At 53.9% G+C, this 20,715-nt stretch carries 25 protein-coding genes; 19 read left to right on the forward strand and 6 right to left on the reverse strand.

Annotation, left to right across the window (positions count from 1 at the left end; translation table 11 throughout):
- The first annotated feature begins 1 nt into the window (after position 1).
- Genes CODIS_RS08515 through moaE form a run of 3 tightly spaced genes read left to right on the forward strand, consistent with a single transcriptional unit; the run spans position 2 to position 1,953 of the window.
- The gene (locus CODIS_RS08515; protein ID WP_069123915.1) at positions 2-1,240 is read left to right on the forward strand and encodes a molybdopterin molybdotransferase MoeA; all 1,239 of its coding nucleotides are present in this window, start codon (positions 2-4) and stop codon (positions 1,238-1,240) included.
- On the forward strand, positions 1,237-1,488 hold the full coding sequence (gene moaD / locus CODIS_RS08520) for a molybdopterin converting factor subunit 1 (RefSeq protein ID WP_069123917.1): 252 nt from the start codon (positions 1,237-1,239) through the stop codon (positions 1,486-1,488). The genes CODIS_RS08515 and moaD overlap by 4 nt, the downstream gene beginning before the upstream one ends.
- Positions 1,489-1,500: 12 nt before the next feature.
- Positions 1,501-1,953 (forward strand): molybdopterin synthase catalytic subunit MoaE, encoded by a 453-nt coding sequence (gene moaE / locus CODIS_RS08525; protein WP_305782095.1) that lies wholly within the window; start codon positions 1,501-1,503, stop codon positions 1,951-1,953.
- Between the two features lie 426 nt (positions 1,954-2,379).
- Here the strand turns inward: moaE and CODIS_RS08530 are convergent, their stop codons facing one another.
- Positions 2,380-2,754, reverse strand: a complete 375-nt coding sequence (locus tag CODIS_RS08530) for a helix-turn-helix domain-containing protein (protein WP_235615164.1) — start codon at positions 2,752-2,754, stop codon at positions 2,380-2,382.
- Positions 2,755-2,994: 240 nt separating this feature from the next.
- Here CODIS_RS08530 and lgt point away from each other — a divergent pair, with 240 nt between their 5' ends.
- The 3 genes from lgt (at position 2,995) to folA (ending at position 5,271) form a co-directional block, all read left to right on the forward strand.
- Complete coding sequence (gene lgt / locus CODIS_RS08535) at positions 2,995-3,834, forward strand: prolipoprotein diacylglyceryl transferase (RefSeq protein WP_069124163.1); 840 nt, start codon at positions 2,995-2,997, stop codon at positions 3,832-3,834.
- A 61-nt stretch (positions 3,835-3,895) separates the two neighbouring features.
- On the forward strand, positions 3,896-4,690 hold the full coding sequence (locus CODIS_RS08540) for a thymidylate synthase (RefSeq protein WP_069123926.1): 795 nt from the start codon (positions 3,896-3,898) through the stop codon (positions 4,688-4,690).
- Positions 4,691-4,773: 83 nt separating this feature from the next.
- Positions 4,774-5,271 (forward strand): type 3 dihydrofolate reductase, encoded by a 498-nt coding sequence (gene folA / locus CODIS_RS08545; protein ID WP_069123929.1) that lies wholly within the window; start codon positions 4,774-4,776, stop codon positions 5,269-5,271.
- Here folA and CODIS_RS08550 read toward each other — a convergent pair.
- From CODIS_RS08550 to apaG, 3 genes are read right to left on the reverse strand one after another with little or no spacing between them, the layout of a single operon-like run.
- Entirely contained in the window at positions 5,261-6,085 is an 825-nt protein-coding gene (locus CODIS_RS08550) for a symmetrical bis(5'-nucleosyl)-tetraphosphatase (RefSeq protein WP_069123932.1), read from the reverse strand. The two genes, folA and CODIS_RS08550, sit on opposite strands and share 11 nt — an antisense overlap.
- On the reverse strand, positions 6,085-6,708 hold the full coding sequence (locus CODIS_RS08555; RefSeq protein WP_069123936.1) for a DUF2238 domain-containing protein: 624 nt from the start codon (positions 6,706-6,708) through the stop codon (positions 6,085-6,087). The genes CODIS_RS08550 and CODIS_RS08555 overlap by 1 nt, the downstream gene beginning before the upstream one ends.
- A 49-nt stretch (positions 6,709-6,757) precedes the next feature.
- Complete coding sequence (gene apaG, locus CODIS_RS08560) at positions 6,758-7,141, reverse strand: Co2+/Mg2+ efflux protein ApaG (protein ID WP_069123938.1); 384 nt, start codon at positions 7,139-7,141, stop codon at positions 6,758-6,760.
- Positions 7,142-7,284: 143 nt separating this feature from the next.
- Here apaG and CODIS_RS08565 point away from each other — a divergent pair, with 143 nt between their 5' ends.
- Positions 7,285-7,761 (forward strand): ankyrin repeat domain-containing protein, encoded by a 477-nt coding sequence (locus tag CODIS_RS08565; protein WP_069123942.1) that lies wholly within the window; start codon positions 7,285-7,287, stop codon positions 7,759-7,761.
- A gap of 155 nt (positions 7,762-7,916) precedes the next feature.
- The gene (locus CODIS_RS20935) at positions 7,917-8,078 is read left to right on the forward strand and encodes a hypothetical protein (RefSeq protein WP_154723060.1); all 162 of its coding nucleotides are present in this window, start codon (positions 7,917-7,919) and stop codon (positions 8,076-8,078) included.
- Positions 8,079-8,093: 15 nt separating this feature from the next.
- On the opposite strand, the gene coq7 is transcribed toward CODIS_RS20935, so the two are convergent.
- Together coq7 and CODIS_RS08575 are read right to left on the reverse strand one after the other, a co-directional pair.
- On the reverse strand, positions 8,094-8,738 hold the full coding sequence (gene coq7 / locus CODIS_RS08570) for a 2-polyprenyl-3-methyl-6-methoxy-1,4-benzoquinone monooxygenase (protein WP_069124166.1): 645 nt from the start codon (positions 8,736-8,738) through the stop codon (positions 8,094-8,096).
- A 63-nt stretch (positions 8,739-8,801) separates the two neighbouring features.
- Positions 8,802-9,986, reverse strand: coding sequence for a (Fe-S)-binding protein (locus CODIS_RS08575; RefSeq protein WP_069123944.1), 1,185 nt, complete (start codon positions 9,984-9,986; stop codon positions 8,802-8,804).
- A 100-nt stretch (positions 9,987-10,086) separates the two neighbouring features.
- On the opposite strand from CODIS_RS08575, the gene CODIS_RS08580 reads away from it, so the two are divergent.
- The 11 genes from CODIS_RS08580 to CODIS_RS08630 all read left to right on the forward strand — a co-directional run bounded on the left by CODIS_RS08580 (position 10,087) and on the right by CODIS_RS08630 (position 20,713).
- Positions 10,087-10,398, forward strand: coding sequence for a (2Fe-2S) ferredoxin domain-containing protein (locus CODIS_RS08580; RefSeq protein ID WP_069123946.1), 312 nt, complete (start codon positions 10,087-10,089; stop codon positions 10,396-10,398).
- On the forward strand, positions 10,395-12,107 hold the full coding sequence (locus tag CODIS_RS08585; RefSeq protein ID WP_069123953.1) for an Ig-like domain-containing protein: 1,713 nt from the start codon (positions 10,395-10,397) through the stop codon (positions 12,105-12,107). The genes CODIS_RS08580 and CODIS_RS08585 overlap by 4 nt, the downstream gene beginning before the upstream one ends.
- A gap of 592 nt (positions 12,108-12,699) precedes the next feature.
- A complete protein-coding gene (locus CODIS_RS08590) occupies positions 12,700-13,515 on the forward strand; it encodes an ABC transporter ATP-binding protein (RefSeq protein ID WP_069123956.1) in 816 nt (271 codons plus the stop codon).
- Positions 13,515-14,294, forward strand: coding sequence for a lipid asymmetry maintenance ABC transporter permease subunit MlaE (gene mlaE, locus CODIS_RS08595; protein ID WP_069123964.1), 780 nt, complete (start codon positions 13,515-13,517; stop codon positions 14,292-14,294). Before CODIS_RS08590 ends, mlaE begins: the two co-directional genes overlap by 1 nt.
- A 2-nt stretch (positions 14,295-14,296) precedes the next feature.
- Positions 14,297-14,776 carry an outer membrane lipid asymmetry maintenance protein MlaD gene (gene mlaD / locus CODIS_RS08600; RefSeq protein ID WP_069123967.1) on the forward strand — a complete coding sequence of 160 codons (480 nt, stop codon included), beginning with the start codon at positions 14,297-14,299 and terminating at the stop codon, positions 14,774-14,776.
- Between the two features lie 3 nt (positions 14,777-14,779).
- Entirely contained in the window at positions 14,780-15,082 is a 303-nt protein-coding gene (locus CODIS_RS08605; protein WP_069123972.1) for an STAS domain-containing protein, read from the forward strand.
- 224 nt (positions 15,083-15,306) lie between these two features.
- Positions 15,307-15,633: a thioredoxin TrxA gene (trxA, locus tag CODIS_RS08610; RefSeq protein WP_069123976.1), complete on the forward strand. Its 327-nt coding sequence runs from the start codon at positions 15,307-15,309 to the stop codon at positions 15,631-15,633.
- A 174-nt stretch (positions 15,634-15,807) separates the two neighbouring features.
- Positions 15,808-17,064: a transcription termination factor Rho gene (rho, locus tag CODIS_RS08615; RefSeq protein ID WP_069123978.1), complete on the forward strand. Its 1,257-nt coding sequence runs from the start codon at positions 15,808-15,810 to the stop codon at positions 17,062-17,064.
- 320 nt (positions 17,065-17,384) lie between these two features.
- Entirely contained in the window at positions 17,385-18,071 is a 687-nt protein-coding gene (murU, locus tag CODIS_RS08620) for an N-acetylmuramate alpha-1-phosphate uridylyltransferase MurU (RefSeq protein ID WP_069123981.1), read from the forward strand.
- A gap of 100 nt (positions 18,072-18,171) precedes the next feature.
- Positions 18,172-19,593, forward strand: coding sequence for a glutamate-cysteine ligase family protein (locus CODIS_RS08625; protein WP_069123983.1), 1,422 nt, complete (start codon positions 18,172-18,174; stop codon positions 19,591-19,593).
- 73 nt (positions 19,594-19,666) lie between these two features.
- Positions 19,667-20,713: a M14 family metallopeptidase gene (locus CODIS_RS08630; RefSeq protein WP_069124168.1), complete on the forward strand. Its 1,047-nt coding sequence runs from the start codon at positions 19,667-19,669 to the stop codon at positions 20,711-20,713.
- The last annotated feature ends 2 nt before the right edge of the window (positions 20,714-20,715 follow it).

The following is a 20,715-nucleotide window of genomic DNA, read 5'->3' on the forward strand; positions in this document are numbered from 1 at the left end:
GATGGGTGATTGCGATAGCCATCAAGCTCAGCTGAAACCGGTCGATGAGGCACTGGCCTTCCTGCTCGATCAGGTCAAACCCATTACGCAACATAAGACACTGGCCCTGGATGAGTCTTTGGGGCGTGTACTGGCGGCGCCGGTTAAAAGCCAGGTCGACGTTCCACCCTGGGATAACAGCGCCATGGACGGTTTTGCGGTCAACAGCAATGATCTGCAAAGTGATGAGGTCAGGCTGCGTGTCGCTCAACGCATACCCGCCGGATCGGTGGGGACGTTCCTCGAACCCGGGACTGCGGCGCGCATATTTACCGGTGCACCGGTGCCTGAGAACGCCGATGCCGTGGTCATACAGGAGGTTTGCAGGATCGACGGCGAGGAGGTCGTGATCATGGAAAGTCCTGCAATAGGCGCCAATATCCGTAAAGCGGGAGAGGATATTCTGCAGGGCGAGGAGATATTGCTGGCGGGTATCAAACTTGATGCGCAGCACCTGGGATTGGCCGCTTCGGTGGGGGTGGCGGAGTTGTCGGTATTTCGTCGGCTGAAAGTGGCGGTCTTTTCAAGTGGCGATGAGCTGGTGATGCCCGGAGAAGAGTTGAAGGCCGGGCAGATTTACAACTCCAACCAGTTTACCTTGAGCGGTATGTTACAAAGATTGGGCTGTGAAGTGATTCAACTTGGGATTGTGGAAGACACGTTCGAGGCGACGTGCGATGCCCTCTCCCGTGCCGCCGAGGAGGCTGACCTGGTATTGGCGTCGGGTGGTGTTTCCGTGGGGGAGGAGGATCATGTCAAGCCCGCGGTGGAGCGGCTGGGCTCACTGGAACTCTGGAAAATCGCCTCCCGACCCGGCAAACCGCTGGCGTTCGGTTATATTGGGGAGACGCCTTTTATGGGTGCGCCGGGGAATCCGGTCTCGCTTTTTGTCACCTTCTCCCTCTTCGCCAGGCCGTTCATTCTGCGTATGCAGGGACTATCCGGTGAAGTCCGTCCCAAACCTGTCGCTGTCATTGCCGGATTCGAGAAGGACGCCACCGACAAGCGTCAGGAGTACGCCCGCGGACGTCTGGAGCTGAACGGGCAAGGGCAGGCGGTCGTCAAACTCTACCCCAATCGTTCGTCCGGTGTATTAAGCTCCGTAGTGTGGGCAAACGGACTTGCCGTATTACCACCGCTTACCGCCATTAAGCCGGGAGATCCTGTGGATTTCATACCCTACAATGAGTTGATGACATGATACAGATCCTCTTTTTTGCCCGATTCCGCGAGGAACTCGGTGTTGCGTCCGAGCAGCTCGAGTTGGACGGCCTATCCTCCATTGGCGATCTTCTTGAGGCCTTGTGCGGACGCGGAGATGCGTGGGCCCGACTCTTCGCCGAGGATCAAAGGGTGATGATGGCGGTCAACCAAGAGCTGGCCGACAGAAATACAATCCTGAAGGCCGGTGACGAGGTTGCTTTTTTTCCGCCTGTGACCGGAGGTTGAAGGTTGAATAGCGTGTCCATACAGGCTGATCCTCTTGATCCCAATCACGAGGTGGATCTGTTGCGCGGTAATGATCCCTCCATTGGTGCAGTCGTGACATTCATCGGCCTGATGCGAGACATCAACGAGGGTGACAGGGTGGAAGGGCTGTACCTCGAACATTATCCGGGTATGACAGAACGTGCCCTGCAAAAGATTGTGGATGAGGCGAACAACCGCTGGGAGATCCAGCATTGCCGTGTGGTTCACCGCGTAGGCGCCTTGTCGCCCACCGAACCCATCGTGCTGGTGGCGGTAGCGAGCCGCCATCGCAAAGAGGCCTTCCTGGCCTGTGAATTCATTATCGACTATTTAAAGACCAAGGCGCCGTTCTGGAAGAAGGAGACCACAGCGGAAGGGGAGCGTTGGGTGGATGCAAGAGAGAGTGACGATACGGCTACCCTGCAGTGGCAAAAAGACGACTAGTCAGAGGCTTGAACAAACAACAATTACAGTCAAATCATCAAAAGCTATTGATTTGGCCGCAAATGGGCGCGAATCACAGCAAACTAAGACAAATGGCATGACAATGTACATGTCCACCGCATAGTGCATTACCAAGCCAAAGGTCTCTGCAGACAAGACAGCGGTCGTAAGAATTAATCATATAATAGCGCTCGATCTGCGCATCATTGAAGACCCCTTCTCACGTTAATGACGGTTTGCGTTTATCTGCGGTGATTCGCGTCCATTCGCGGCTTGTCTTTCCACGGTTTTCCGCATGATAAAAAAGGAAGTATTAAGAAGGAAAAGGGTGAGTCTGAGCAGAACTGGTCGTATGCTTGTTGGTAACTCGGTTGATGGGGGGATTGTCAACCGGGATGCGCGGGTGCATCCCGGTTCGAAGTTGAGCTACTTCTTGTTGGAGTGGAGCAGAACCTGTTCGAAGATATTTCGCCTGATGCGGCTGCGAATAGGCTCGGGTAGATTGTGCCATGCCTTGGCAACTTCAACCGCCTCGTCGTCCATCACTGTGGTAGAGGATTCACCGAACATCAGCCATGCGGGATTGACGTCCAGAACCTGTGCGATCTCATCGATCTTTCTGGGACGAAGGCTCTTGCCATTCTCGATCTTCTGTATCACGGCCTGATTGGTTCCGGCACGGAGCGCCAGCTCCTCTTGGGTCCAACCTCTTTCCCGTCTTTTCCTGCGTAGTCGAGAGCCTAAAGTATCCATTTCCCGCGGTATGTATGTTTCAAATTTTTGTGCGTGTACGTAGCTCATGGTCCTTCCCGTTAAGATGCCGATGTGGGTTTGCATCACCTGTACGTGGTAGCGGCGCAGCGTTCAAAAACTTGACACTTTGTAGAAGTCCGTCATGACGCTTGCGAAATTAATTCCAGTACATCGGGAAAATGTGACCAAATTCGCAGTATCCTAGCACGTTATATGTGCCACGAAATTGAGGATTTACGATTTCCCGGCACATTGGCGAACGCCATTCCTGTGATACCATGCACCCCCATGGTCACATATCCAGTTATCGATTCCACCCTGATAACCCTGGGACCGGTGAGTATCCACTGGTATGGAATGATGTATGTCATCGGCTTTCTCGGAGGCTGGTGGCTGGGTCGTCGCCGGGTGGGAAGGCCGGGTATGATATGGGACGCCGATCAGGTCGACGATATGGTCTTTTATATCGTGCTAGGTGTGGTTCTGGGGGGGCGTATAGGGTATATCCTTTTCTACAACCTCAGCGGATTTCTGGCGGATCCCATGATCCTGGTAAAGGTATGGAGCGGCGGGATGTCATTTCATGGTGGCCTGTTGGGTGTGTTGCTGGCAATGTGGTACTTTGCCCATAAGCATGGCCGCACGTTTTTTGAGGCGACCGACTTCATCGCGCCTTTGGTCACCATCGGTTTGGGGGCCGGCCGGATCGGTAATTTCATCAATGCGGAGCTGTGGGGCGGCGTCACTGACCTGCCCTGGGGAATGCGTGTTCCCTGTGGTGTGGCGGATGGACTCTGTACGCGGCTAGGATTGCCTTTGGATGCGGAGTACTCGCTCCCTGTCCACCCCAGTCAACTGTATGAAGCCTTACTGGAGGGGTTGGTGCTATTCCTGATCCTGTGGATCTTCTCGGCCAGGGCAAGGCCGAGAATGGTGGTTTCCGGGCTGTTTTTGCTCTGTTATGGGATATTTCGTTTTATGGTCGAATTCGTTCGCATGCCCGACCAGCACATCGGATATGTCGCATTTGACTGGTTGACCATGGGGCAGCTTCTGACGCTGCCGATGATGGTGTTTGGCGCCTTGTTGTTCTACCTGGCCTACCGGCCGAAGAACAGCCATGGCTAGCTTTTTTCCAGCAGGATATTGAGATGAGATTTGTTTTTGTAACTCACCGGGAAGCGTCAGCATGAAACAGTATCACGATCTGATGCGCCATGTACGCGATCACGGTGTCGACAAAGAGGATAGGACGGGTACGGGAACCCGGAGCGTATTCGGTTATCAGATGCGCTTCAATCTGGATGACGGATTCCCGCTATTGACCACCAAACGCCTCCATCTACGTTCCATCATTCATGAGCTGTTGTGGTTTTTACAAGGTGACACCAATATTCGCTATCTGCAGGAGAACGGCGTAACCATCTGGGATGAGTGGGCGGATGAAAATGGTGATCTGGGCCCTGTATACGGCTATCAATGGCGTTCCTGGCCGGCACCGGACGGGGGGCGTATCGATCAGATCAGTCAACTGATCGGGCAGATAAGAAAAAACCCCGACTCGAGACGGCTGGTTGTCTCAGCCTGGAATCCCGCACAAGTTGAACATATGGCCCTGCCACCCTGCCACTGCCTCTTTCAGTTCTATGTGGCCGAGGGCAGGCTCTCCTGCCAACTCTATCAGCGCAGTGCCGATATCTTTTTAGGTGTGCCGTTCAATATCGCTTCCTATGCACTGCTGACCATGATGGTGGCCCAGGTGACCGGGTTGCAGCCGGGTGAGTTTGTGCATACCTTCGGTGATGCCCATCTCTACAGCAATCATTTTGAACAAGTCGATCTCCAGCTCAGCCGTGAATCCCGGAAACTGCCGAAAATGAAAATAAACCCGGCGGTGAAGTCGATTTTCGATTTCCGTTTCGAGGATTTCGAGCTGGTTGACTACGATCCCCACCCCCATATCAAGGCACCCGTGGCGGTATAGTGAGTCCTCTTGAGCAAATAGCCTGCCGGATTGCAATCCCACTGCGCCACACCAGGGGTAGCAGTGTTGGCAGGGCAGGTTGAATGAAGCCGTTGATTTCCCTTATCGCAGCAGTGGCCAATAATGGTGTGATCGGGGTGGATAACGGTTTACCCTGGCGACTGCCCGCTGATCTCCAGCATTTCAAGTCGCTGACCATGGGCAAGCCCATCATCATGGGGCGCCGTACCTGGGAGTCTCTTCCCGGTCTCCTTCCCGGTCGACGCCATATCGTCGTCACCGGTAATCGGGATTATCGGGCAGTAGATTGTGAGCTTGTTCATTCAGTGGATGAGGCGCTGCAAGTCGCCGGTGAGGTACCGGAAGTCATGATTGTCGGAGGCGGTGGTCTGTATCGGCAGATGCTGCCGCGTGCGAACCGCCTCTATTTGACATGGGTCGAGACTGATGTGGCGGGAGACGCCTTTTTTCCTGAAATAGACTGGAGTGAATGGCAAGAGGTCAGTCGTGATTCCCATCCCGCGGATGAGCGTAATCAGTTTGCCTATACCTTTATAGTATTGAATCGCGTCAACGTTTGATCGGGCAGGAGATCTGATAGGGTTTTGCCGGTTTGTTTTTACGCAGGCGCAGCGCTGTGAGCTCACCTCCCCAAAAGCAGCCGCTATCCAGACAACAGATGTTGGCGCTCTGGCGGTAACCCAAGGTAGACCAATGGCCGAAAATGATGCGGTCATTTTTCGTCAGGCGTCCTGCGGCCTCGAACCAGGGAATCGCGCCGTTGTTCTGCGCTTCAGGGGCACCTTTCTCATTTAATGAGATACGACCGTCCCGGCTGCAATAGCGCAAACGGGTGAAACAGTTGGTGATGAAACGGAGTCGATCCATACCATCGAGGTTCTCCGACCAGAGGTCCGGTTGATTGCCGTACATGACCCGGCAGAATTTTCCGAACTTCGGGCCGCGCAGGACATTTTCCAGTTCCCGGGCGCATTTCATGGCGGTGGTTAAATCCCATTGTGGCGGTAACCCGGCGTGCACCATGCTGTATCCCTTTTTTTTATGGTGGGCCATCATGGGCCTGTGACGCAGCCAATCGATCAACTCCTGCCGGTCATGCGCTTCAAGAATATCCTTAAGGTTACCGTATTTATAGTGGCTGCGATTGCCTTGGGAGAGTGCCAGCAGATGCAGGTCATGATTCCCCAGTACGGTGATTGCCTGATCGCCCAGTGACTTCACGAAGCGAAGCACTTGCAATGATTTGGGGCCGCGATTGACCAGATCTCCAGCAAACCAGAGCTTGTCCTTAGACGGGTCGAATCGGATTTTCTCAAGCAGTCGCTGCAGCTCGTCATAACATCCCTGAATGTCACCAATGGCATAGATTGACATCAGATCGCCCCGAGTCGAAACAGTTGCCTGTCGTGAATCTTTACCAGCAGGAGCTGGGCGCAGATAGCGCCGATAAGGGCCAGAAACATGTCCGTTTGGGTGTCCCATGGATCGCCCTGGGTGCCCAGAAATGCCTCTGCTGCCTGTTCACTCAGCAGCGCCACCCACCACTCGATCAGCTCATAGAAAGCACTGAAAGCGAGACAGAAACAGACACAGAGAAAAAACAACCAACGACCCGGTTTCAAGGGTGAGCGTCGCAACAATATCTCCCGCGCCAGCATGGCGGGTACGAATCCCTGAAAAAAGTGCCCAATCCGGTCGTAGTGATTGCGCGACAGTTCATAGCTGTCTCTGAGCCAGTTGAATAGGGGTACCTCGGCATAGGTGTAGTATCCGCCGATAATCAGTATGACGGCATGCAGCGCAAGCAGACGGTAGACCAGGATGGTCAAGGGAAAGTCTTGCCGGGTGTAATAGAGGAGTGGCAGTCCGATCATGACGGGCAGGGTTTCCAGAAACCAGGTATAGCGGTCAGCGACCGGGTCGAGGCCGCTGAGAATGAGCAGCGAGGCAACACCGCCACCTAACCAAAGCAGTTCACTTTGAGCTTGCAGAGCCATGATTACCTATACTATGTGGTTCGATTACAGATCAGTCGGTTGTTGTTTCTTAATGGAGACTGCCCGGACGGGCGAGGGAGAAGGGTGGTATCAGGGCGTCGAAATGGTTGCCCTGGCCATCGATCATGTCATAGCTCCCCTGCATACTGCCTACCGGCGTGTCGAGAACGGTACCGCTGGTGTAGCGGAAGGTTTCGCCGGGATTGAGTTGGGGCTGTTCGCCCACGACGCCCTCACCTCGGACCTCCTGCACCTTGCCGTTGGCGTCAGTGATGATCCAATGTCGGTTCAACAGGCGCGCACTCGATTGACCGTCGTTTCGTATGGTTATGGTATAGGAGAAGACAAAGCGGTCTTCATTGGGGATTGATTGCGATTCCACGTAACGGGTTTCGACTTGAACGTCAATCTGGTGCTGTGATTCCTTTTCCATATATACGTGTTGACTCTGTTCTGGCATGTTTACGACTTCATATACTGCAAGGTTACTGAGGGGATGGATTGAGTGCAATGGGTTAAGAATTAAATGCCGGTGCCGATATTGGGGTTAAGTTACCTAATTTAGAGTGTCAGCGAGTGAGAAATGTAAGTTTGACAGTCCTGCTGCTGCTGTTGTTCAGCGCCGTCTGCTGGTCGGCGGAATCAACACAACAATCCCAGGCGCTGGTTTCAGCCGCCATGTTGGGGGATGTCGTTCGCATTAATGATCTCCTGGCGCAGGGTGTCGATGCCAACGGCACCAATCCTTCCGGCAGGACACCCCTGCATATCGCGGCCTTCAACGGCAACCTGAAGAGCGTCAAGGCGCTCCTGGCCGCGGGTGCGGATCCCAACCTGGCGGATAGCAGAGGGATTACCCCGATCATGGAGGCGTCGGCATTTGGACATATCGAAATCGTGCGTTTGTTGTTGCAACGTGGTGTCGATGTGAACACCTCCGATCAGGCAGGCAATACGGCCCTTGGTCTGTCGAACAGGGGTAAGCATGAAAAGGTGTCCGCCCTGCTCACTGAAATGGGTGCTACGGAGAGTCAGGATAAGGATGCCAAGTAGTGCTGTCCGACAGATTGGTTTGATACTGATCAGTGTTTAGTAAGTAAAAGGATAAAATGGCTGAATATTGAACAGTAACGTGAACAGGGTCTAAGTTAAGCTGGAAAACTACACGAATAATCTTAATTAAGTCATTGAATAAGCTTGTAAGGTAAATGAACAGACATCATCAACATCGTAAACCGGACTTCTTCGCCGTAGTCGTGGTGTTGGTCATGATCGGCTTTGGTCTGACATTGGCAGTACAAGTCAGTTTGGTTGATCGGCATCAGGTCGTGGACAGCGAGGTCACCGAGGTTGTACCCAAGGCGGGTTAGAAAACACCACCGGCCTCAGAGGTAGAACACCGACTTAGTCATCAATTTCGATGTCACTTTCATCGCAGCTTTGATGGGTGCGGGCAGATTCGCCCCGCCAGCCTCGAGTGCCACCGTCGCATGGTGGATCTCGTCCTCTTTCATCTGCTCAAGTATGGCAAGGCTCTTCTGATCCTGTGCCGGAATACGTTGCATATGGTCATTCAAATGGGCCTCAACCTGATGTTCGGTCTCCGCCACGAAGCCAAGACTCCATTTGTCACCGGCCAGTCCTGCGGCTGCGCCGATCATGAATGAACCGGCATACCAGAATGGGTTGAGCAGACTCTTTCTATTATCCAATTCGTTGAGGCGGGTTTCGCACCAGGCCAGGTGGTCATTCTCCTCTTGTGCCGCACGTTCCATGGTGTCGCGGATCTGCGGCAGTTTCGCTGTCAATGCCTGTCCCTGATAGAGGGCCTGGGCGCAAACCTCGCCGGTATGGTTGATCCTCATCAGGCGTGCAGCCAGATCCCGTTCCTGTTGGCTCATCTCGGCTTCATTGATGGTCTCGGCCGGATTGGCGCGCTCGGTCACCTGAGGCCGTCCGAACAGGGTGCGGAGGGCGCTGTCGATGCCGATCATGAAGTGGTCGGCGGAATTGAATCTTCGCTCTTTCATATTGAAACCATAACTTTTTTCTTCAATGGGATACAACCGCAGTCAGTAATCCTTTTTAGCGCATCAGCCGGGCCATTGTCGATAGATAAGCTCGATAGGGTGCATGACCTGGACATGCAGCCCGGCATCAGCGATGAGCTTGCGCAACTGCATTGCGCAACCTGTGTTGCTGGTGACGAGGATATCGATTTGGCAGTCTTGTAATTTTTCGATTTTCGCCTTGCCCAATGCGGTTGAGAGCGAAGGTTGGGTAAATATATAGCTCCCTGCCGCACCGCAGCAGACGCTATTGTCTGCCAAAGGTAAAATCTCAGCCTGGGGGATTCTCTGCAGCAGCCTCATTCCGCCGTCATCATGACTGCTGCATGGGGTATGCACCGCCACTCTACCCGCATAGGGTTTCAGAGTGGGTATCTCCGTATCCGGCAGGGAAAGCAGGAGATCCATCAGGCTGACTACAGGGATTTTACTGGCCTGCTGCGCCTGTAATTCAAGCTGACACGCGCTGGCCAGGGTAACCAGGGCTTGGGCATGGCTCCTTGCGGTTTGTTGCCGGTTGGCCGCGCAGTATCGCTCCGCACGCTCTTCAAATCCGTTGTGCCGATGTATGGCGCCGCAGCAACACTGTGTCTGCGGTATTTCGACCGCATAGCCGAGCCGGCGCAGTAGCGCCATAGCGCATTCGAGGAGGGACTGCTCCACCTGGGTGGAAACACAGCCGGTGAAAAGCTGGACCAGTCTTCCCTTGGGCAGATCGGCGGGATAGAGTCCGGCCTGGATGACGGCCGCGCCAGTGAGTTGTCCGCCCAATTCGGGCAGACGTCTGTATCTGTCGGGCAGCAAGGCGGTAATCAATCGTGTCACCCCCATCTGTTTCATTGAACGGTAAAGGCGACTGATGCGTGCCAGTCGTTTCGGCTCTGACAACTGAGTAAAGAGCCATCGCATGAATGGCCTGCCATGCTTGCGTTTGGTGATGAGGCTGCGGCTGGCATCCAGCAGTTGACCGTATCTGACCCCGGACGGACAGGCGGTTTCACAACGGCGACACCCCAGGCAACGGTCGAGGTGGGTCTCGACGGCCGTATCGAGATCGAGCTCACCCTCAGCCAGGGCCTGCATCAGGCTGACGCGGCCACGGGGTGAGTCAGCCTCGTTGGCAAGCAGCTGATAGGTCGGGCATTCGGGGAGGCAGAGGCCGCACTTTACACAGCGGTCCGCTTCGGTCAGCAGCTGATCAGGGGTCACGGTTAGATTGCGCGGGGCCGGAATTGATGAAACAGGCCCTATCATAACGGTTAATCGTCGTTGTATCATCGCCCGTGTGCCTTAAAGACTTATTTGATCCATGTCCTACTATCGCCACCATCTTTTCTTTTGTGTCAATCAGCGTACCGATGGCCGTCCCTGTTGTGCCCAGCATGGGGCAAAGTCGATGCGCGACTACATGAAAGGTCGGGTCAAGGCCCTGGGACTTGCGGGGCCGGACGGTGTCAGGGTCAATACCGCAGGCTGTCTGGATCGCTGCGACAAGGGGCCTGTACTGGTGGTCTACCCCGAGGCGGTCTGGTATACCTTTGTCGATCACGAAGACCTGGACGAGATCCTGCAATCCCATCTGATCGAGGGCAAGGTGGTCGAGCGCCTGCTGGTGGATTGATTATCGGCGGCGACCCCGATGTGCCTTGGGATTCATCTACAACAGGTGATACGGCTGATGGTGAGACGATTGACGATGCCGGTACCGGCGGGGCTGATATCTTTATCGGTAGCGGTTCTGGGAGTTCTTTCAATGCGGGTACCTTGGATATCGCGGTGACATCACTCGCGGCAGGCGGTCAGACAACGGTAACGGCAACCCTCGCTGATTCCGCGGGCAATCTTTATCAGGAAGCTGCGAGTGTATCCTTCAACACGGACTGTTTCTCGACCGGGTTAGCGACTATAAGCACACCGGTAGAAGCGAACGGTGGTGTGGTGACAGCCACCTATGTTGCTCAGGGCTGTTCCGGGGCTGACACCGTACGGGCTACAGTTACCGTCAATAGCGATACTACTACGGCGACTGGTACTATCAATGTGCAGCCCGCCGAGATCGGATCGATGGAGTTTGTCTCTGCGGTGCCCCCTCTCATCGGGCTTAGAGGCGTTGGTTTGACCGAGGTCTCCCGTGTCTCATTCAGAGTACTGGATCAGAACGGTAATCCTGTTCCTCAACAACGGGTCAATTTCTCTTTGAGCACCGATGTAGGCGGTGCGAACATTCCGGTAGGCGCGGAGACCGCAGTCAGTGATGTCAACGGATTGGTAGGAACGGACGTTAAATCTGGCACTATCCCCACAGCGGTTCGCGTCACAGCTTCACTTGATGCTAATCCGCTTATCTCCACCCAGTCGGATGGTTTAGTTATCTCCACAGGAGTTTCTGATCAGAACAGTATTTCCCTGAGCACCGAGACGTTTAACCCTGAATCTTGGCGAAGAGATGGTGTAGAGGTAGAACTAACAGTCCACGCCGCTGACCACTTCAACAATCCGGTACCGGATGGTGCCTCGGTCTACTTCACAACCGAAGGTGGGCAGATCCAATCTCAATGTCAGATTGTCGATGGTAGCTGTAGCGTCACCTGGACGAGTTCAAATCCGCGGCCAGAAGTTGATTTCCTGCCAGGTGGTATGGGAAGGATTACAATTCTCGCCAGCATGTTGGGTGAAGAGAGCTTTATCGATGCCAATGGAAACGGTGTTCTTGATAGTGGAGACACTGCTTTCTCCACTATTCCGGAAGCATTCAGGGATGATAATGAAGATCGTGCAAAGCATGCATCCCTAGAAGAGTTTGTGGATTTTAATAACAATGGCATATATGACGGCGCCAATGCAGATCCCAATTACAATGGTGCTCTCTGCTGTGATACAGATGCTGTGACGAGAGCTGAAACTGCAGTGGCTGGGGGTGAAGACCCTGGGGTCTGTTTCGGTGTTACACCCATCACATCACCTGTGTGCAGTAGTGAGAAGAACATCACTGTCCGTGACGACGTCTTCATGATCATGTCTGAGAGTTTTGCCTCAATTACACTGATTGCCGGCACGGTGGGCCCAGGTAACACGGTAGTATTCGAAATAGTAGGTCAAGTAACTGGGCAGATCATGCCTGCTGGTACAAGCGTTACTGCAGAACTCACAGAAGGCAATATAGATGATTCTTATACTGTACCAAATGATGATTTCAATGCTCAAAGAGAAGATCCTGAGTTAGGAAAAAATATATTCTCATTTACGATTCCAGATGACGCAGTGGGTCCACTGAAGGTTTTAGTAACAACGGAGAATGACAATACTACTCGGAGAGATTATAGTTTTTAATTGGTATGGGTGTAATTCCCCACAGCTTGTTGCGACCAAGATATTTGTTGTAATGAACATCTACGATGTTCGAGTAAATCCATTAGATACCCCGACTGCTTGCAGCGGGGTATTTCATTTTTTATGTACTGATAAATACCATCCCATGCATTGTCAGGGCATATATTTCAATTGGTGTTGTAGCGACCGAAAAAGGTGCATCTAACCAGCTGGGATGTAGGAAATGTCAAATATTGCTGAGAGCAGGATTAGGCTTATACTTTGAAATACCGCTGAATCAATCAGTGGTTCATCAACAACTGATTATAACTAATCTAATTAATTTAGTGGGTTAGTTTGGTGGTGAGAGTAATCTCTCCAGAATTACGGTACTTGCTACAATATGAAAGTGACGGACTGATTCCCACTCGTGTATTTATCCGTTATGCCTTCTCATTTGTGAATAGTATTCAGTTTCACCCACCTGCTTAGTATGTTTGGTAACTTTGTTACCCTTTGGATCGGAAGAGCTCAAGCTTGACGCCCCCCCTATCCCACAGCCACAATGCCCCGACTTTAACCATCGACAGGGACCTCCATTTAAAATACTACCGTGAACAGCAACGAACCACTGGTCAAAATCCGCAACCTCCACTTCTCCCATGGCGACAGGGTCATCTTCAACGGTGTGGACATCGATATCCCCCAGGGTAAGGTGACCGCCATCATGGGGCCCAGCGGCACCGGCAAGACTACCCTGTTGAAACTGATCGGGGGGCAGTTGCGTCCCAGCCGGGGGACGATCGAAGTGGATGGTCAGAATGTGCACAAGCTCTCCCGCAGGGAGCTCTATCGGCTGCGCATGCGCATGGGGATGCTGTTTCAGAGCGGCGCCCTGCTGACCGACCTGAATGTCTACGACAATGTCGCCTATCCGCTGCGTGAGCATACCGACCTGCCGGAGTCGATGATCCGGCGACTGGTGCTGATGAAGCTTGAGGCGGTCGGTCTGAGAGGTGCCCGTGAATTGATGCCGTCCGAACTCTCCGGCGGCATGGCGCGCCGGGTGGCCCTCGCCCGGGCCATCGCCCTCGATCCGATGATGGTGATGTACGACGAGCCCTTTACCGGCCAGGACCCGATCTCCATGGGGGTGCTGGCGCAGCTGGTGCGGCGCCTCAACGATGCGGCGCGGCTCACCAGCGTCCTGGTCTCTCACGATGTGGAGGAGACCGCCGGCATATCCGATATGATCTATGTCTTGTCCGGGGGCAAGGTGATCGAGTCCGGCACGCCGCAGGCGCTCGGGGTGTCCCAATCGCCGGCGGTCAAGCAGTTCATGGGCGGGTTGCCCGACGGTCCGGTGCATTTTCACTATAAGGCACCCACCTTGAGTGAGGACCTATTGAGTATGCGGGGGGCGAAATAGTGCTCGATGCCTTGGCCCGCTTCGGCCGTCTGGGACTGGCGGCGATGGAACGTCTCGGACGCGGGCATCTGTTGCTGATTCAGATTCTGGCGGGCATCACCAGTCTGCTGCCCCGCCTGGGATTGCTGATCGCCCAGATCCACAGTATCGGCGTGCGGACCACCACCATCATCGTTGTCTCAGGCCTGTTTGTCGGCATGGTGCTCGGTCTGCAGGGCTATTATGTGCTGTCCCAATTCGCCGCTGAGGACAGTCTCGGGGTGATGGTCGCCGCTTCCCTGGTGCGGGAACTCGGTCCCGTGGTCACCGCCCTGCTGTTTGCCGGACGCGCCGGTTCCGCCCTCACCGCGGAGATCGGCCTGATGAAGGCCACCGAGCAGCTCTCCGGCCTGGAGATGATGGCGGTCGATCCCATTCGGCGTATCCTATCACCACGGTTCTACGCCGGATTCATCTCGATGCCGTTGCTGGCTGCCCTGTTCAGCGCCGTGGGTATCATCGGCGGCTACTTTGTCAGTGTCGGGCTGCTGGGGGTTGACGAGGGTGCCTTCTGGAGCCAGATGCAGGCGAAGATAGACTGGAACGAGGATATAATAAACGGGGTGATCAAAAGTCTGGTGTTCGGTTTTGTCTGCACCTGGATCGCCCTGTTCCAGGGATATGACACCATCCCCACTTCTGCCGGTGTCAGTCAGTCGACCACCCGTACCGTGGTCCATTCCGCATTGGCGGTGCTGGTGCTGGATTTCGTCCTGACGGCACTGATGTTCGGAGATTAGTCATGAATACAAGAGGATTGGAGATTACCGTTGGCGCCTTCATGGCGGCTGGACTGATAGCGCTGTTCTTTCTCGCCATGCAGGTCAGCAATCTGGCCAGCATAACCGCCGGCGAAGGTTATGAAGTGAAGGCCAGGTTCGACAATATCGGCGGGCTCAAGGTGAGATCCCCTGTCTCCATGGCGGGGGTGCGTATCGGCCGGGTGGTCGGCATCAGTTATGACCAGGAGAATTTCGAGGCGGTGGTCACCATGTCCATCGATCCGGCGTACAGTCAGATTCCGGATGACAGTATCGCCAAGATCTATACCTCCGGACTGCTGGGTGAGCAATATGTCGGGCTCGATCCCGGGGGTAGTCTTGAGAGCCTGCAGGGCGGCAGTGAATTGATGATGACCCAGTCCGCATTGGTGTTGGAGGAGATTATTGGTCAATTTCTGTTCAGCAAGGCGGAAGAAAACGCGATCAAGGATGAACTTTAACCTATGACTATCACTAAAGTTGAACGGGATGGAGCATTCCGGTTTCATGTCCAGGGTGAGATGACTTTTTCCAGCGTCAAAGAGCTATTGCTGCACTCCAAACAACTCTTCTCCGCGGTCGAGGAGTTGGAGGTCGACCTCTCCCAGGTCGATAATGCCGACAGCGCAGGATTGGCACTGGTGCTGGAATGGATGGCACAGGCAGCCGAGCGAAATGCCAGGATTGTTTTCACCGGTGTACCGGAATCCATGGTCTCCATTGCTCGCCTGTGCCAGGTTGAGTCGTTGCTGGAAGAGTGCACTTGAAGCGTAAAAATGCGAATAGAGTGGAATGGCCGCTGTTTTTTTATAATTAGGCCTTGAAATATGATCAATTTTGGGATTGAATAATCAGTCCTATCCAGATGCCCCCCCTCGATTTGTCTATAAAGCTTGTCTCACGGTGCCGTTCTGGATTCATAGCGAGAATTAATTAAGCGGGATGACTCCGCTCAGCAATCCCCGATCATTCAGTTGGAGATCCTCAATCTATGAGTGAACAGATTGTTCATGTTACAGATGATTCGTTTGAATCAGAAGTGCTTCAGTCGACGCAGCCGGTGCTGATCGACTACTGGGCGGAATGGTGCGGTCCGTGCAAGATGATTGCGCCGGTGCTGGATGATATTGCCGATGAGTATGATGGCAAACTAAAAGTGGTCAAATTGAATATTGACGAAAATCCCAACACGCCACCCCGCTACGGCATTCGTGGAATTCCCACGTTGATGCTGTTTAAAGATGGTGAAGTTGAGGCAACGAAAGTGGGCGCTGTCTCTAAATCGCAGCTCGTGGCATTTATCGATAGTAACCTTTAAAAAATCTCAGGCGCCGGACGTGCCGTCGCTGTCTGCTAAACAGAGTTCTCTGTAGACCACCTCGTTTCGTCCGGCAGCGCCTGATTAGCGAATCAACCAATAACCTCAAACTGCCCTGTGTGGCCAATCTCCCTTCCAACGGATTTTCCAGAATAGAACAACGCCTGAAAAATTATGAATCTGACTGAACTTAAGAAAAAGCCGGTATCCGATCTGGCTAACCTCGCTACCGAGATGAAAATCGAGGGAATGGCACGGACCCGTAAACAGGATCTGATATTTGCGATTCTCAAAGCCCATGCAAAGAAAGGCGAAAGTATTTTTGGCGACGGGGTATTGGAGATTCTGCAGGATGGGTTTGGTTTTCTTCGATCGGCAGACAGCTCCTATCTTGCGGGACCTGACGATATTTACGTCTCACCAAGTCAGATCCGGCGCTTCAGTCTGCGCACCGGCGATACCATTTCCGGCAAGATCCGCCCGCCGAAGGATGGTGAGCGTTACTTCGCGCTGCTCAAGGTCGATGAGATCAACTACGACAAACCGGAGAATGCCAAAAGCAAGATTCTGTTCGAGAACTTCACACCCCTGTTTGCCAACCAGCGGTTCCACCTGGAGATAGGCAACGGCAGTACAGAGGATATCACCGCGCGTACCATCGATCTCTGCGCACCGATCGGTAAAGGACAGCGTGGTCTGATCGTATCGCCGCCGAAGGCGGGTAAGACCATGATGTTGCAGAACATCGCCCAGTCGATCACCCATAATCATCCCGAATGCTATGTCATGGTGCTACTCATCGACGAACGCCCGGAAGAGGTCACCGAAATGGCCCGTTCCGTGAGGGGCGAGGTGATATCAAGTACCTTCGACGAACCCGCCACGAGGCATGTGCAGGTCGCTGAAATGGTTATCGAAAAGGCCAAACGGCTGGTAGAGCATAAACATGACGTGGTTATCCTGCTGGATTCGATTACGCGGCTTGCACGGGCCTACAATACAGTCGTACCTTCGTCCGGCAAGGTGCTGACCGGCGGTGTCGACGCCAATGCGCTGCACCGGCCGAAGCGTTTCTTTGGCGCCGCCCGTAATGTGGAGGAGGGGGGCTCCCTGACGATCCTTGCCACCGCCCTGGTGGATACCGGATCCCGGATGGATGACGTGATCTACGAAGAATTCAAGGGAACAGGCAATATGGAGGTCCACCTGGACCGGCGTATTGCCGAGAAACGTATCTTTCCCGCCATCAATATCAACCGATCCGGCACACGTCGCGAGGAGCTGCTGATGAAGCCGGACGAATTGCAGAAGATGTGGATTCTGAGAAAGATACTCCATCCCATGGATGAACTTGCGGCCATGGAATTTCTCTACGACAAATTGAAGGTCAGCAAGACCAACGACGAGTTCTTCGAGGCGATGAAGGGTTAGTGATTGTCGGCATCCATGGGTCGATTGGTGCATATTACGCTATCACTTTGTCAATCTGCGTCTAATATCGATAAACCCCCTCTTGTCTTGTGATCACGCCTTTGCTGCAACGTGTGGCTTGTAAAATAAAGCAAACTAGAGCCATTCGCTGGTTTCAATACCCCATTTATCTACCCTGCTGATCTACTATTTTTTAAAGAATAAATTTTTAGTCGTGGGGTCGCACTTGGATCGCAGACACCTGTACCCGCCACGCGGGGATGCGCATTTAACCAGAACCGGTTACATTGTTAGCAAGCTAACTAGCCACTGAAATTAGCATGAAAGCCATGATATTGGCCGCTGGTCGAGGCGAACGTATGCGGCCCCTGACCGACAAGCTGCCCAAACCACTCCTGCCGATCGCCGGCAAGCCCCTGATCGTTCACCATATCGAAAGGCTTGCCGAGGCTGGTTTTAGCGAGCTGATCATCAATCATGCCCACTTGGGAGAGATGATCGAAGCTGAACTCGGGGACGGCGCTGCCTGGGGGGTAGAGATACGTTATTCTCCGGAATCCGTGGCATTGGAGACTGGAGGGGGGATCTATCATGCGCTTCCCCTGTTGGGAGAGGGATCTTTTTTAGTGTTGAATGGCGATATATGGTGTGATTTCGATTATTCATGCTTGAACCTGAAACAGACAGATATGGCGCATCTGGTGTTGGTACCCAATCCCGACCACCACCGGCAGGGGGATTTTCAGCTGAAAGAGGGTCGGGTAAGTCAAGGCAGTGAGAGGCGCCTGACCTTCAGTGGGATTGGCGTCTATCATCCGCGACTGTTTGCATCCTGCAGGCCTGAAGCATTCCCGCTGGGGCCGCTACTGAGAGTCGCCATGGACAGGGGACGAGTATCGGGTGAGTGCTTCAGCGGCCTGTGGATGGACATCGGTACACCTCAAAGGCTATCTCGGTTGGAGCAATTGATCATGCAGGACAGGCCTGACGCCATCAGTGAATCGTGATGTCGATGACAACAGGGGCCGAACGCATTAGCCTCACCCCCATCGATGGCATGCAAACGGTCGTTGTACAACACTGGCGTTTTGGGTCAATGGAGAAACCATGGGACAGGAAATAGAATCGAGTGAATTCTCTGCGCACGATTTCGCCGAGTTTCAGCGCCGTCTCAAGCGCGAGACCGAACTGCTGGCCGAGTGGTTCGATGCGGGTGTATTCGCCTCGGAAGGCGCCGTCGGGGGATTTGAACTCGAGGCCTGTCTGCTCGACCGGAGGGCGGGGCCGGCGCCACTCAATCAACCCTTGTTGGAAAAGCTGGATGAACCATTGGTGGTCCCTGAACTGGCGACCTTCAACGTCGAGATAAACAGCACAGCCAGGCTGCTGCAGGGAGATGTGTTTGAAAGGATGGCCGATGAGTTGCAGCGGGTCTGGGACAAGTGCAACCGTTTGGCGCAACCCCTGGGGGCCAGGATGGGCATGATCGGTATTATGCCCAGTCTTCAGCAACAGGCGCTCACGCTGCATAACATGTCCCCCCTGAATCGTTACCAGGCCCTTAATGAACAGGTATTCAAGCTGCGACACGACAGACCCTTGCTGATACATATTGAGGGTAGAGAGACCCTGGATCTGCAACATGATGATGTGATGCTTGAGTCGGCGGCAACGTCGTTTCAGATCCATTTTCAGGTGGATGAAAAGAGCGCGGCGAAACTCTACAACCTTTCGAAAATAGCCTCAGCGCCGATGGTGGCCGTGAGCGCCAACTCCCCCTATCTGTTCGGCCACGATTTGTGGGATGAAACCCGAATACCTCTGTTTGAACAATCCATCGCAGTGGGGGCATCCGATTTGAGCAAAAGAGTCAGTTTCGGCATCCGCTATGTGTATGAGTCGATGATGGAGAATTTTCTCGCCAATCTGCAACGCTATCCTGTACTGCTGCCGTTGTTGATGGATGAGCCGGCAGAGAAGCTTGCCCACCTGCGGCTGCATAACGGTACCATCTGGCGATGGAATCGCCCGTTGATCGGTTTTGATGACAGTGGCAGTCCCCATTTGCGGATTGAGCATCGCGTGGTACCCGCGGGGCCGAGCGTAAGCGACTGCATTGCCAACGCCGCCTTCTATTTCGGTCTTGTGAGCGGCCTGGCGAATCGCTACGAATCGCCGGAAAACGACATGGGATTCATCCGTACGCGAAGCAACTTCTACAATGCGGCACGGGAAGGTCTTCAGGCGGAGCTCTTCTGGTTCAACTGGAAAACATGCCGTGCCGAAGAGTTGATCAGGGAACAATTGCTGGGGGTGGCAAGAGAGGGATTGACGAGCCTCGGTATTGAAACCGCCTCTGTTGATCACTGGTTGGGCATTATTCAGCAACGGGTCGTTCGTGGCACCAATGGCGCCACTTGGCAGCGCCAGTGGGTGTCGCGTCATGGTATGGATTTTCAAGCCTTGATGGAGGCCTATCTCGAACAGCAGGAGAGCGGCAAACCGGTACATGAGTGGTCGCTGGATTAGCCTTATCAGGCCGAGTGGCGGCCTCGATGTGCGAAACCCGGGCCAGTCTCATCGATTCAGGTAAACTATGAGTATGCTGCAGGAAATCGATTATCTACCAGAAAATCTATTGGCCCTGGAGGCAAATCAGCTCGCCGCTCACCTCAGCGGTCCAACCCTGATTCATCTGCCCGGTAGAAGAGCGCAACCGTTATTCGTCTCTGTGCTGATGCACGGTAATGAAACAGTCGGCTGGGAGGCTATACGGACCCTGCTGGCCCGTTATCAGGGAGGGCAGGATTTGCCGCGGGCGTTGAGTCTGTTCATCGGCAATGTGGACGCAGCGGCCCAGGGGTTGCGCCTGCTGCCCGGGCAGCCCGACTACAACAGAATCTGGTACGGCAGTGAAGTGGCTGAGACGCCTGAACATAGGGTTATGGAGCAGGTTGTCGAACGCATGCGTAAACGCAAGCCGTTTGCCAGTGTTGATGTGCACAATAATACCGGCCTGAATCCCCATTACGCCTGTATCAATCGATTGGATACCCGTTTTTTTCATTTGGCACTGCTGTTTTCCCGCACTGTGGTCTACTTTTTACGGCCAAAGGGAGTGCAGTCGATGGCCTTCGCCGATCTCTGCCCCTCTGTGACGCTGGAGTGCGGCAAGGTCGGCAGTGCCCACGGTGTCGAGCATGCAAGGGATTACCTCGAAGCCTGCCTGCATCTGGCGGAACATCCTCAGCACGCTGTGAGTCACCTCGATATCGATCTGTTTCATACCGTGGCTCAGGTCAAAATATCCCCGCTTACCAGCTTTGGTTTTTCACCGGGGGAGAGTGATATCGTTCTGGCTCCCGATATCGATCATTTCAATTTTCGTGAACTGCCTGCGGGAACGCTGTTCGGCTGGATAAATGGCGTAGGCCTCGATGCCTTGGATGTCAGGGATGAACAGGGTGAGGCGGTGGCTGGCGACTATTTCACCATTGAGGAGGGGCAGCTCTGTCTGCACCGCTCAGTGATGCCCTCCATGTTGACCAAGGACCTCAGCGTCATTCGACAGGATTGTCTCTGCTATCTGATGGAGCGTTATGATTCCCACCTGGCGCAACCGGTTCCCAATGCGTCAGGCTCTGGTTGATT

The organism is Candidatus Thiodiazotropha endolucinida (assembly GCF_001715975.1).
Taxonomy (GTDB): Bacteria; Pseudomonadota; Gammaproteobacteria; order Chromatiales; family Chromatiaceae; genus Thiodiazotropha; species Thiodiazotropha endolucinida.